The 13,200-nt window shown below is 48.1% G+C and carries 12 protein-coding genes; 11 read left to right on the top strand and 1 reads right to left on the bottom strand.

Translation table 11 applies throughout. The features are described 5' to 3' along the window. Window positions 1-45 precede the first annotated feature (45 nt). From C0638_RS01900 to C0638_RS01850, 11 genes are all read left to right on the top strand, one after another. Window positions 46-1,389, top strand: a complete 1,344-nt coding sequence (locus C0638_RS01900; protein ID WP_058710841.1) for a flippase — start codon at window positions 46-48, stop codon at window positions 1,387-1,389. After that, complete coding sequence (locus C0638_RS01895; protein ID WP_058710842.1) at window positions 1,376-2,644, top strand: hypothetical protein; 1,269 nt, start codon at window positions 1,376-1,378, stop codon at window positions 2,642-2,644. The genes C0638_RS01900 and C0638_RS01895 overlap by 14 nt, the downstream gene beginning before the upstream one ends. A gap of 699 nt (window positions 2,645-3,343) precedes the next feature. After that, window positions 3,344-4,558: a glycosyltransferase family 4 protein gene (locus C0638_RS01890; protein WP_102163318.1), complete on the top strand. Its 1,215-nt coding sequence runs from the start codon at window positions 3,344-3,346 to the stop codon at window positions 4,556-4,558. After that, window positions 4,555-5,796, top strand: a complete 1,242-nt coding sequence (locus C0638_RS01885) for a glycosyltransferase family 4 protein (RefSeq protein WP_058710844.1) — start codon at window positions 4,555-4,557, stop codon at window positions 5,794-5,796. The genes C0638_RS01890 and C0638_RS01885 overlap by 4 nt, the downstream gene beginning before the upstream one ends. Continuing rightward, window positions 5,771-6,583 (top strand): WecB/TagA/CpsF family glycosyltransferase, encoded by an 813-nt coding sequence (locus C0638_RS01880; RefSeq protein WP_040103768.1) that lies wholly within the window; start codon window positions 5,771-5,773, stop codon window positions 6,581-6,583. The genes C0638_RS01885 and C0638_RS01880 overlap by 26 nt, the downstream gene beginning before the upstream one ends. 53 nt (window positions 6,584-6,636) lie before the next feature. Then, complete coding sequence (locus C0638_RS01875; RefSeq protein WP_058710845.1) at window positions 6,637-7,977, top strand: UDP-glucose dehydrogenase family protein; 1,341 nt, start codon at window positions 6,637-6,639, stop codon at window positions 7,975-7,977. Between the two features lie 13 nt (window positions 7,978-7,990). Then, a complete protein-coding gene (locus C0638_RS01870) occupies window positions 7,991-8,968 on the top strand; it encodes an LCP family glycopolymer transferase (RefSeq protein WP_058710846.1) in 978 nt (325 codons plus the stop codon). 118 nt (window positions 8,969-9,086) lie between these two features. Next, entirely contained in the window at window positions 9,087-9,584 is a 498-nt protein-coding gene (locus C0638_RS01865; protein WP_058710847.1) for a hypothetical protein, read from the top strand. 115 nt (window positions 9,585-9,699) lie between these two features. Then, on the top strand, window positions 9,700-10,620 hold the full coding sequence (locus tag C0638_RS01860) for an ABC transporter ATP-binding protein (RefSeq protein WP_058710848.1): 921 nt from the start codon (window positions 9,700-9,702) through the stop codon (window positions 10,618-10,620). After that, window positions 10,613-11,395, top strand: coding sequence for an ABC transporter permease (locus C0638_RS01855; RefSeq protein ID WP_013369846.1), 783 nt, complete (start codon window positions 10,613-10,615; stop codon window positions 11,393-11,395). Before C0638_RS01860 ends, C0638_RS01855 begins: the two co-directional genes overlap by 8 nt. Before the next feature lie 218 nt (window positions 11,396-11,613). After that, window positions 11,614-12,699 (top strand): AI-2E family transporter, encoded by a 1,086-nt coding sequence (locus tag C0638_RS01850; RefSeq protein WP_013369847.1) that lies wholly within the window; start codon window positions 11,614-11,616, stop codon window positions 12,697-12,699. A 39-nt stretch (window positions 12,700-12,738) separates the two neighbouring features. Here C0638_RS01850 and C0638_RS01845 read toward each other — a convergent pair whose 3' ends face one another. Further along, window positions 12,739-13,200: a bactofilin family protein gene (locus tag C0638_RS01845; RefSeq protein WP_025678079.1), complete on the bottom strand. Its 462-nt coding sequence runs from the start codon at window positions 13,198-13,200 to the stop codon at window positions 12,739-12,741.

Raw genomic sequence — 13,200 nt, 5'->3', positions numbered from 1 at the left:
CATAAAGCAATGCTTAAGGTCATTTTTCAAGATGGAGTAGAACATATGACATTAGTCAAGAAACGTGCCAAACCGCGCAGAAGCTTGCTGGTGAATACATCCTGGCTGTTCGGTGACAAAATGATTCGCATGGTGTTCGGGCTGGCGGTTAGCATCATCATGGCGAGAGTGTTGGGACCAGAGGAACTGGGAAAATGGAATTATGCGGAATCCTTTTTCGGGATGTTCCTGATTTTCACGACCCTTGGCTTTGATTCCATATTAGTACGCGATCTTGTCAAACACCCTAAGGATGAGCACGAGCTATTGGGTACGGCGGTTCTGCTGAAGTTGTTAGGTACTTTGGTAGCCATTGTACTGTCCTATTCCTTTATTTCACTGCTCAGACCAGAAGACAGCTCAGTACGGTTAATTAATCTGATTCTGGCTACGGCCTCGGTCTTTCAGTTGTTTGATATTATCGACTACTGGTTTCGTGCGCAGATGTTGTCCAAATATACGGTTGTTGCCAAGAATACCGCCTTTGTCCTCGGTTCCACCGTCAAAATCATTTTATTGTTGTCCGGTATTCCAATCTGGGCAGTGGCGTTGTGTGCTCATGGAGAGTTTCTGCTCGGAAGCCTGCTGCTGCTGTATTTCTTCCATAAGGAAGGACGGCGTGTGAACAAGTGGACGTTCCGCTTCACAACTGCTCGGCGAATCATGAATCACAGCTGGCCGCTTATTTTGTCCTCCTCCGCTGTATATGTACAGGCACGGATTGATCAGGTCATTATCGGTGAATTGTTGGGAAACGAAGCAGTCGGGCAATACTCCGTTGCACTCCGACTCATCGAGGTGCTGGGCTTTATCCCGGTCGTGCTAACGACAGCCTATGCTCCGGTGGTGACGCGTTCCAAGCAGAAAGGAAGCGACGAATACAGACGGACGTTGTCTAACGTGTATCGGCTGATGTTTATATGCTTTCTTGTGACTTCAGTCCCCTTATTTTTTCTATCCCAATGGGTAGTAGTTGTGCTGTATGGGAGAGAGTTTGCTGAAGCAGGCTCGCTGTTGTCATTGTTTGCGATTCGTCTATTTTTCACCAACTTTAGTGTCGCCAAAAGCTTGTTTATCACCAATGAAAATTTGTTCAAATACACGTTGCTGACCTCGGTAATAGGTGCGGTTACGAATATCGCCTTCAATTACGCGCTGATCCCATGGCTTGAGGTTCGAGGGTCCTTAGTGGCGACGATATTGTCCTTTACGATATCTGTATTTCTGATGGATTTGTTGTTTAAGGAAGTCAAAGCCAATTTGGGTTGGATGATGAAGTCAATCCTGACCTTCTGGCATGTTCATATTACAGTACCGAAAGTTGGAGAGAACAATCATGATACCGATTAAACCATTTGTTCGGCATGAGGAACAGTGCCCGCATTGTGGAGACACGTTACGTGGGGGAGAGGTACTGTGGCAGGGAATCCACGTATGTGTCAGTACTAAGTGTGAGGGTTGCGGACGTGAATATCTTGAGGATATGAGGGTCGGTCATGCGACGTATTCACCTTATCGTGTAGAAATGCCTGACTATATCCTGACCGGTGATGCGAAGTCAAGAAAATGGCTTGGAGAGCCTTTGCGGCAATCCTTGATGAATCCTTCCTATGATTTAGCAGTCGGTATGACCGTGCATAAAAAGAAAGCTTCTTCGCGTGTGATCATTGTCAACACCATAGATTATTTGTATGGTCATGCGTTGCTTAAGCTGCTGAATGTTCAGCGCGAATACGAGCAATCACCGGAAATGGGGATCATCGTTATTGTGCAAAAGTCGCTGGAGTGGATGGTGCCGGCATATGTGTCTGAAATTTGGACGGTCGATGTGCCGTTCAGCAAGGCGCGAAACTTTTATCCTCTGCTACATCATCGGATGATTGAGGAATTGATACGTTTTGATGAGGTGTATATCAGCCCGGCATATTCACATCCCAGCCAGTTTGAAATTGAGCAATTTACAGGGGTCTCCCGTTATGACGAGGAGCGTGAGTTGAAGCCACGCATTACCTTTGTATGGAGGGAAGACCGCTTGTGGAGCGGCAGCCATCATATTGCCAGAGCGGTGCAAAAATTCCCACAGCTCAAACGTGGCCTGAAACCGTTAATTTATCACCAACGCAGCAAAATCATTGGACTGTTCCGCAGACTGAGAGAAAGCTTCCCTGATCATCGTTTTACAGTTGCGGGACTTGGACGTACGGGAAGCTTCCCGGCATGGATTTCTGACGAGCGCGTCTCACGCTTCGATCGGGATAGTGAAATGCGGGTATGTGAGGTGTACGCAGCCAGCCGATTAGTCATTGGCATTCACGGCTCCAATATGCTGCTGCCTTCTGCACATGCAGGTATGACGATTGATTTGATGCCTAAGGACCGATGGGGCAATTATGCCCAGGACATTTTATTTCACGAAACGGATCATCGGCTTACAGCCTACAAATATCGCTTTGTACCGATGGAATCGAGCGTGACTTTGGTAGCGGATATGGCAGCGGCCCAGCTTAAAGGGGCAGACCATTTTAATATGCAGATGATGGAGGAAAGACAGCGGCAGGGGGAACATTCAAGTTGGAGGGGAAAGGCCGCTACGGGACGGGTTTGATCTTCCGATCGCTGTTGACGTGGGATTCCTTGGTTTGAATAAGCCCTATAGAGGGCGGAATCCCACGTCAAAGGCGAACGCTGACGCTTCTTCAGATTCAAATCCTTACCCTCCGCTACGTTTCACCGCCGCCAAAAAGAATTTCTCCCTGCCTATAAGGTGGGGGAGGTAAGAGCCGCCTGGCGATAGCTGCGCCCTATCGCCGCGAACTTCACACCGAGCATGCAACCGGTGTAATTAATGCTCTGTATAGCTCTCTCAAGGTGAAAGAGCTTAATGAATAGTACTCACGGCAAGCGACAGTCAAGCCTAGTTAAAGCATCTTGCTCAGCCTAGCGGTAGTATAGCTATGCTTGCTTGTGAGCGTGCCATAACGTGCCAAGCTTACAAGTTGTTTGACGAAACAACGCCCTGTATGTATTCGCACGCGTACATCGCGCAGCGATGGCACTTCATGCCCAGCATTCCCTTTTTTAAGATGGGGTGACTTTATGGAAACGGCGGTCAGCAGCGGAGTGGTCCATTTGAATCTGAAGAAGCGCTAACGTTCGCCTTTGCAGTGGGATTCCTACCTCGTAATGTTTTATATATCCAGGAATCCCACTGCAACAGCGATCGGAAGATCAAATGGAGTGCGCAGCGGGCTCTAAACCTCGCGTGCTTTAACTCACCCAATATGAAATGGCAGGAGTACTGATGATGATTCCAAAAATATTGTATCTTCGCAACTTTGCCAGCAAGGTGAATGGAGCCTCATACAATTTGCAGGAAGTCGGCTTGGGTAAAGCGCTCGTCCGTAAAGGCTACGATTGCGATATTGTTTACTACAATGATCGTAAGGAGACCCATCTGGAACAGGTCTACCGCCACGCAGGCTGCACCTTGCGCATTATCTGGCTGCACGGGTTCAAGTTCTTAAGCAACAGCATCTACAGAGATGTTCTCAAAGATTCTTTTCTGGCAGCTTATGATCTGGTCATTACTACAGAATACAACCAGATCATGACCTACCTGCTTTCCCGCAAATGTCCCGATAAGCTGGCGCTGTATCACGGTCCATACCGAGATAATACGCATGCGCTGATCCGCAAACTGTACGATGTTATGTTGCTGCCTAAGGTGACAAAGTCTCTACGCCGAACCTATGTCAAATCCGATCTGGCCAAGCGCTATCTGGAGAATAAAGGCTTCAACAACGTAATAACGATCGGAGTCGGACTGGATCGCAGCAATGTAGAGAGAGGATTCAACAGTGACGACAACAGTGGAGCGCGCGAGGAAAACCGTGAGGTTGCGAATGAGCTGCGTCGGATCGGAGATCGCCCGGTGCTGCTGTATGTCGGTGTGCTGGAGGAACGGAGAAATATACGTTTTATGCTGAGTACGTTCAAAAGAGTACTCCAAAAGCATCCTGGCTGCCTTTTGTTAATGGTTGGGAATGGACGGAAGATAGATACGGATCGTTATTGGGCTTATGCTCAGCAACTGGGGTTGACGGATAGAATTATACATTTTCCAAGAGTGGAGCAACGTCATCTGTGGCAGATTTACGGAGCAGCGGATGTGATGCTGTTTCCGACCCAATACGATATTTTTGGCATGGTACTGCTGGAAAGCATGTTGTTCCGCGTCCCGATTATTTCTTCGGTGAACGGTGGCTCGGTTACCTTGATTGAGGACGGAGTAAGCGGAGTGATGCTGAGAAGCTTTTCGGAAGAGGAATGGGCTGGCCGTATAGGCACGTTGCTGGAGGATGCTGAGCTTAGACAAAGCCTAGCCGAGAAAGCATTTCTTACGATCGAGCGTATGTCGTGGGATCGGATTGCAGATGAAATCGTAAGCCAGCAACGGATCAAACCCATGAGCTCCAATCACGCTATGCAATCAACACAGGAAAGTGGGGCGGCCACGTGAGTCAACAGGTTAGCAGACGAATGATCCCGCCTGTAAGCAAAGTACTGATCATCCATAACTTTTATCAGCAAAGTGGGGGAGAAGACAAGGTTGTCGAGCAGGAATCGGCTATGCTGCGTTCCAGAGGAATAGAGACGGAGCATTACTATGTGCATAACGACAGCATTCAAAGCAAAGGATTGGCCAACATGGCAAAGCTGGCGGTAGAGGCAACCTGGTCCTTCCCAGAATTCAAAAGGATCAAAGAGCTGCTTTTGCGAGTGAAACCGGATGTGGTACATGTGCACAATTTTTTTCCGGTCATATCCCCTTCGGTCTATCATGCCTGTGAACGGCTGGGGATTCCGGTTGTCCAGACCCTGCATAATTACAGGCTGATCTGTCCGGCGGCAACCTTTATGCGAGGGAATGAAGTTTGTGAAAAATGCCTGCACGGCACGCTGTTGCACTCCATCCGTCATGGATGTTACCGAGGCTCGCAGCTGCAGACGATTCCGGTGGCGGCGATGATTAAGTTCAACGAGCTGATCGGCACATGGCAGCACAAGGTAAGTCGCTATATTGCGCTGACGGAGTTTGCACGGGACAAATTTGCCGAAAGCGGCATTCCGCTGGACCGCATCGCAGTAAAACCGAATTTTGTCCATCATCAAACGGTGAAAGCCAAGTATGATCCCAATGATCGTTATTTGTTGTTCGTGGGGCGGATTTCAGCTGAAAAAGGGGTTCGCAATCTACTGCAAGCCTGGTCACAGCTGGAAGATCGGGGCGGATTGAGACTGGTCATCATTGGAGATGGTCCGGAAAAGGCTGAACTGGCGGCTGCTCATCCGCAGGAAGATATTCGGTTTCTCGGCAAGCAAGATGGAGACACGGTGCTGGACTGCATGAGCCGGGCCATGTATGTGATGGTGCCTTCTATTTGGTATGAAGGTTTTCCGATGACGATTGTAGAGTCCTATTCCGTGGGAACGCCGGTATTGTGCAGCCGAATCGGCGCATTGGAGGAAGTTGTGGAGGACGGGGTGACGGGTTTCCATTTTCAACATGATGATCTGGAAAATATAAAGACCGTGATTCGCCGTGCAGTAGCCTATGAGAACTATGCAGCTATGAGACAGAAGGTGGCGCAAAACTATGCTGCACACTATACGGAAGAAGTGAATGTGAAGCAACTGCTAGCGATATATAGCGAGGCCATGGAGGAATGCGATGATGAAGCAGCTGCCCCAGTATAGAGTCGGAAGGATTGCGAGCACAGATGTTGCAGCGCTGACGTTTCAGGAGACGGTACATACGCTGGAACAATGGGCAGTCGGACGAAAGGACAGCTATGTATGTATATGCAACACTCATTCCATTGTCACGGCCGGGGATCTTCCCGAATTCCACGAAGCGCTCACTCAGGCTGATTTGTGTACTCCAGATGGTATGCCACTGGTTTGGGCACTCAAGCTGTACGGATTCGAGCGTCAGGATCGGGTGGATGGTCCCAGTTTGATGCTCAAGTTGTGCGAACGTGCGCCACAGACGGAGGTGAGCGTATATTTTTACGGCAGTACGCCGGATACGCTGGATAGCTTAAAAGACAGGATAGGACAGGATTACCCTGGAATTCGTATCGCGGGCAGCTTTTCACCGCCATTTCGTGAACTTCAGCCAGATGAGGAGAAACGGATCATTGAGGAAATCAATGCTTCAGGTGCGCATATCATATTCGTCAGTCTGGGCTGCCCCAAGCAAGAAGTCTGGATGCATCGCAACAAAGATCGTATCCGAGGCGTGATGATTGGAGTAGGGGCTGCCTTTGACTATATTACAGGCAAGGTTCGCAGGCCACCGCTAATGATACAAAGATTGGGACTGGAATGGCTGTACCGTCTGATCTGTGAGCCAAAGCGTTTGTGGAAGAGGTATGCCTATAACAATCCAATGTATATCTATCGTTTTCTCAAATCCTATCGACATAATAAAAGGCTCACGCTCTATCATAATCGGCATACAGGGAGAGGCATAGAGAAGTAAAGCGGGGCAAAAGTACAGTGAAATAAGACAGCATGTAAAAAGGGGGAATTGCTTTGAAGCTATGTGTAATAGGTGCCGGGTATGTCGGACTGGTGTCAGGGGTCTGTTTTGCCGCGCTTGGCAATACCGTCGTCTGTATCGATCAGAATGAAGATAAAATTCGGCAGTTGCGTGCAGGCGGGGTACCGATTTATGAACCAGGCTTAAAGGCTTTAATTAAAGATAATGTGGAGCAGGGACGGTTGAGCTTTACAACAGATACCGCAGCTTCGGTGCAGGTAGCTGATATTGTTATTTTGGCGGTAGGTACACCTTCATTGCCGAGCGGGGAAGCCAACTTGTCCTATATTGAAGAAGCAGCGTGCGAGGTGGCAGATGCCATGAATGGCTACAAGATCATTGTTACCAAAAGCACGGTGCCTGTCGGAACGAACGAGCGTATTCAAAATTGGATTGCTAGTCGCACGAACTATCCTTTTGGTATCGCTTCAGTTCCTGAATTTTTACGAGAAGGATCGGCGGTTATAGACACCCTACAGCCAGATCGAATCGTCATTGGAGCTTCCGATCCGCATGTATCCGCAGTACTAACTACTCTGCATGAGCCGCTGACCACGAATATCTTAACCACGGATATCCGTTCGGCCGAGATGATCAAGTACGCGTCGAATGCCTTTTTGGCGACCAAAATTTCGTTTATTAATGAGATTGCAAATATTTGTGAAAAGGTGGGTGCAGACGTTACACGCGTGGCACACGGTATGGGGCTGGATCAGCGGATCGGTTCCTCCTTTTTGTCCGCTGGTATTGGCTATGGGGGTTCGTGTTTTCCCAAGGATACGCAGGCTTTAATTCAAATTGCAGGCAACGTGGACTATGAATTTAAGCTGCTGAAATCCGTGGTGGAGGTGAATCAAGGACAACGTTTTAACGTGATTCGCAAGCTGAAAGAGGCACTGGGTGAGCTGGAAGGAGCTACGATTGGCATATGGGGGCTGGCATTTAAACCGAACACAGATGATGTAAGAGATGCCCCGGCACTGGATATTATGCAGTCGCTGTTGGAGGCAGGGGCGCATATTCGTGCATATGACCCGATTGCTACTGCTAACTTCCGCCGATTGCTGGACAGCCCGGAAATAAAGTGGGCCGATAGCGCGCGGGAAGCAGCAGAAGGATGCGATGCATTGTGTCTTTTGACGGAATGGGAGGAGTTTGGTGAGGTCGGACTGGGTGAACTGAATGAGCTGATGAAGTATCCCATTATGATTGACGGGCGCAATGTGTATAGGGAAGAACAAATTAGACAATCTGCCTTTGCATACTATTCTGTTGGCAGACCACAGATGAACAATCTGGATATAGATCGTCATCAGTCTGTAGTGAATCCGTAAAGGGAGGCTGACTATGAAACGATGGCTGAAGATGACATTGGGGGCTGTGGCGTTATTGGTTGTAGGAGGTGCTGCCTATACCGTCTATGTGTATCATTCCTTTAAAACAGCGGCTGATGCGATGTATCATCCGCGCAGCATCGTGCAGCCCGGAGCGGTCTCTACCCTTGCGACAGGCGGAGCAGGGCACTCCGCAGGAACAAACACTGGAACAAGTACACCCAATCCGGCAGCCATCTCTCAGTTTAAGCCGTTCACCGTGCTGGTGCTGGGTGTAGATCGGCGACCGCACGATCCAGGACGATCCGATACGATGATCGTTCTATCTGTGAATCCCGCCAAGGGTTCGATGTTAATGTTCAACATTCCGCGTGATACGCGAACAGAGTTGATCGGTAGAGGGCGTGAGGACAAAATCAATCACGCGTTTGCTTTTGGGGGCGTGGATATGTCGATCCGTACGGTAGAGCATTTTTTGAACCATCCGATAGATTACTATGTACAAATGAATATGGAAGGGTTTGCGAAAATGGTGGATCTTGTGGGGGGAGTGGAGGTCTACAATCCACTTGATTTTCAGTATGAGGGGCATCATTTTGCGCAGGGGAATTTGAACTTGAACGGAGTAGAAGCATTGGCCTATGCCCGTATGCGATTTGATGATCCGCGTGGGGATCTCGGGAGAAATGCTCGCCAGCGAGAGCTGCTCAAGCAAATTCTTGCCCAGTCCATCAGCAAGGAAGAGCTGTTCCGAGTAAAACCGCTACTGGAGGCAGCGGGGGAGCAGATTCGCACAGACATTACCTTTGATGATATGACGACCTTTCTGACCCGGATCGGCCCGTCTCTTAAGCAGATGGATACCGTTGAGGTGAAGGGACATGGGAGCAAAATCAACGGCGTGTATTATTACATCGTAGATGAGCAAGAACGCCAACGTATCCATGGAGTGCTGGAGAAACATTTGGTCACCACTTCTGCATCGCCTTAGCCATCCCTTATGCAGGCGAATGTCCTATAGGGAGGACCTGCTATTCTCTTCTAAACTCACCTTGTCCTACATACATCTGTAGAGTATTCGGTATAGTCCAACAGAGGGAGGGACATATGTGCTGCTTAGAAGGAGAGCGGCTTCGGCGTACGTCCGTAAGCTACTGTATTTTGCAATCCTATGTGGATTGCTATGGCTGCTGTGGATGGGTCTGCGTGGGGTGATGTCTACGGGGGAAGGGGATCAAGCCGTAGAAGCGCTGAACGAGTTCTACACGATGGAGCAATCGGGGAATTTTGGCGGCTCCTGGGAGCTTTTTCATTCACAAATGAAGAAGAAATTCGAGAAGTCCACGTATGTACAGCAGCGTGCGCACGTTTTTATGCAGGATATGGGGACGGATACGTTTACGTTTGAACTGGGGGAGCCGCAGGTAGAATATGACATTCGTACCGATCCAAATGGGGAAGATTTAGGGAAGGTCTACCGTATTACGGTCACTCAGCATTACAAGACCCGATTCGGTAATTTTGATATCGTACAACCTTGTTATGTGACGCAGGAAGATGAGGAGTGGAGGGTGCTTTGGATATACAAGGAAAAGGAACAGACGTGATATGGTGTTCCCAAAGGTGTTTCTGAAAGGATAAATATGGTACAATACTTCCAAAACCGGAAATGTACAGTAAAATGGATGACAGCTTCACTCCGGATGGAAGGAGTTTCATAGCATGCAGCAAGCGACAGGGCAGGTTCCCGTCATACGTATGGAGGGTGTGAGTAAAATCATTTCCTCAAAAGCGATCGTGGACAATCTGACACTGGAGGTTCCGGCCGGACAGGTATTTGGTTTTCTCGGACCCAACGGTGCGGGAAAAACGACCACCATTCGTATGATGGTTGGCCTGATTTCGATCAGCAAGGGTGATATTCATATTTGCGGAGACAGCATCAATACCGATTTTGAAAAGGCTGTTTCCCATGTAGGTGCGATTGTTGAGAACCCGGAGATGTACAAGTTTTTGACAGGCTATCAAAATTTGCAGCATTTTGCGCGCATGTCTCCAGGGGTGACCCAAGAGCGTATAGATGAAGCGATTCGTCTGGTGGGACTCGGAAACCGAATTCACGATAAAGTCAAAACCTACTCGCTCGGGATGCGACAGCGACTCGGAGTAGCTCAGGCGATTTTGCATCGTCCGAAGCTGCTCGTGCTGGATGAGCCGACCAATGGCTTGGACCCGCAGGGTATTCGTGAACTGCGGGATTATTTGCGTCAATTAACCCGTACGGAAGGAATTACGGTGTTTGTATCGAGTCATTTATTGTCCGAAATGGAGCTGATGTGCGACCGCGTGGCCATTATTCAAAGCGGGCGGTTGGTAGATATCAAGCAGTTGAAGAATACAGAGGGAGAAGTGCAGACGGCGGAAATTGCTTTTGAAGTCAATGATGCCGAGCAAGCTTATACGCTTGCTGGAGCAGGGCGCATCGAAGGCAATCAACTACTGCTTCACCTGGAGCGGGAACAGATTGCAGAGATGAACAGTCTGCTGGCTGCAAATGGAGTCAAGGTGTATGCCATTCGCCCGGTTGCCCGTACGTTGGAAGATCAATTTTTGGAAGTGACGGGAGGCGGGTCCATTGGCTGATTTCTTCAAGCTGGTACATAATGAAAATCTCAAAATCTACTTGCGTGTGCGCACATGGATCATGCTGGGGCTGCTGGCAGTCATCACCGCTGTGATTCCGATGCTGATTTCTCTGGTTTCCGATCAGGTCAGTGTGTGGGATGGCATCGCATTGACAACGTTATTTACATTTTTCCTCAATACGACGTTTACGGTCATTGTAGCTGCTGATTCGGTGGCTGGTGAATTTACATGGGGAACGATTAAGCTACTGCTCATTCGCCCTTGGACTCGCAGCAAAATTCTGTTGTCCAAGTATATATCGGTGATTTTGTTCAGCTTGCTCGGAACGATCGTTTTGGTTTTGATGGTTACGCTGTCCTCCTGGCTGATGTTATCGAAGGATGCACCAGCGGGCTCTGTTCCGCTGTTCAGTGATCCGGTATCTTACGTAACGCTGAACTTTTTGTATAGCTATATCGCCCTATTCGTGACCATGGCTTTTGCATTTATGTTATCTGCGGTGTTTCGTTCGAGCGCCTTGGCGATTGGTTTGTCTTTGTTTATGATGTTCACCAAAACAGTGTATAACTCGATTGGTTTGTTCAGCACAGATCGTTTTGAATGGACCCAATACGTACTCTTTACGCATATGGATCTGAAAAAATATCTAGATATGCCGCCGGGTACAGTAACTTCCGATCTAACCTTTTCGCTCACCGTGCTGGCTGCTTATTATGTGGTTTTTATAGCAATTGCCTGGGTGGTTTTCGTAAAACGCGATGTTTCAACCTAAACACGTATCTCTTAGAATGTGTGATTTAATCATACGAGGATTTTGGCAAAATGCTAAGATCACAAAAAGGAAGTCCAATGCCTAGCCATTTGGACTTCCTTTTTTGCTACATATTCTGTAAGTGTGGGTATATTGTAATCTATTTTCAGCAAGAATCAATCAATAGGGTCGGTTTGCGTTTAAAGAAGTAGAGAGAAACAGAACAGGGGGCGCATGATATGCTGCAAAATAATCGTTTTTTTCGTCTGACTTCAGGAATCGTCATGCTATTGCTCATCATTTACTTGGGCACCAAAGTAAGCTTTATATTCAGTCCTCTCGTATCCTTGGTCAGCCTGCTGATAGTACCGCTGATGCTATCTTTTTTCCTCTATTATTTATTGAGACCGATCGTAGATGTCATGGAACGGAGAAAAATCAAACGATCGATTTCCATATTACTGATTTATTTGGTCATTGGCGTGTTACTGTTCCTCTTCTCATGGGGAGTATGGCCTACGCTCCGTGATCAGGTGACCAATTTATTTGAGAATGCGCCGAAGCTCATTAAAAGTCTGGTTGATCAATTAAGCCAATGGCGGCATAATCAATCCTTGAGACAAGTGCTGCCTCCGGGTGAAGACCCGCTGTCACAACTGTCAGATACGTTAAACGAAGCTTTTTCAACGCTGTCAGATTATTCGGTAAAGCTGGTATCGTTCGTATCCTACTTTTTTATCGTATTGGCTACCTTTCCCATATTGCTCTACTACATGCTGAAGGAAGGAAGCAAGTTTGGTCCTAAAATGCTCAACTTCTTTCCTAAAAAATATCATAAGGACGCGCTGGAAGTGATGGAGGATATTGATAGTGCACTCAGCAGCTTTATCGTCAGTCGAGTGCTGATCAATGTCGCGTTGGGCTTGATGATGTTCCTTGGGTTTTTGATTATTGGGTTGCCTTATGCTTTGCTACTTGCCGTTATTTCGATTTTCCTTAATTTTATTCCCTATGTGGGGGCAGTAGCTGCTTCTATACCTGTGGTTATCATTGGATTTCTCGAATCGCCTTCCATGGCGCTCTGGTCGCTGGTGGTGGTGATCGTTGCACAGCAAATTCAGGATAATTGGCTGTCACCGATTGTCTTTGGCAAGCAACTGGACATTCATCCGTTGACTGTCGTCATTTTATTGCTAGTTGGTGGCGATCTACTTGGGATCTTGGGTATCATTTTGGTTATTCCATTGTATATGTGTGGCAAAATCGTCATACGCAAGGTATACCATTTATTTTTGGAACGCAGAGTGGAGGATATTATGGAGTAAATGGAGGCTTTGCTAGAAATATAAGGAGTGTAAGCCGCCCTATCCCGCTTCGGGTTGTAGGGAGGCTTGGCTGTCCTCATTGTCTTGGCTGAAACTGGATTGATTTTCATCATCTGATTTCTCTATAGCAGTTGGCGACTCTGCCTCCATAGTTTGGTTCATTTGACTCGTGCCGTTCAGTATGCCGCCTTCAGAAATGACCAATGTAGGGGTCGCCGTATTTCCATATAGTTCGCCTGTCGGTGTAATGGTCAGCCGTCCTTCCGCGGTGATGCTGCCGAATACCTTGCCGGCAAGAATGACGTCCCGTGCAATGATGTCCGAACGTACAACTGCTGATTCTCCAATGACGACAGTACGAGTGCTGTAGATATCGCCCTGGAAATGACCGTCAATGCGAATGTTGGCCTCTGCCTCAATCGTACCTTCAAAGCTAGTGCCGTTAGCGAGCAGTGTATCCGTCGCCGGGGTGGAGAGCTTTTTTTTGGATTCCTTGAACAT

Origin of the sequence: Paenibacillus sp. lzh-N1 (assembly GCF_002872435.1) — a bacterium.
Taxonomy (GTDB): Bacteria; Bacillota; Bacilli; order Paenibacillales; family Paenibacillaceae; genus Paenibacillus; species Paenibacillus polymyxa_C.
Note: the sequence above shows the minus strand (reverse complement) of the source record. Positions and strands in the feature narration are given on the sequence as shown.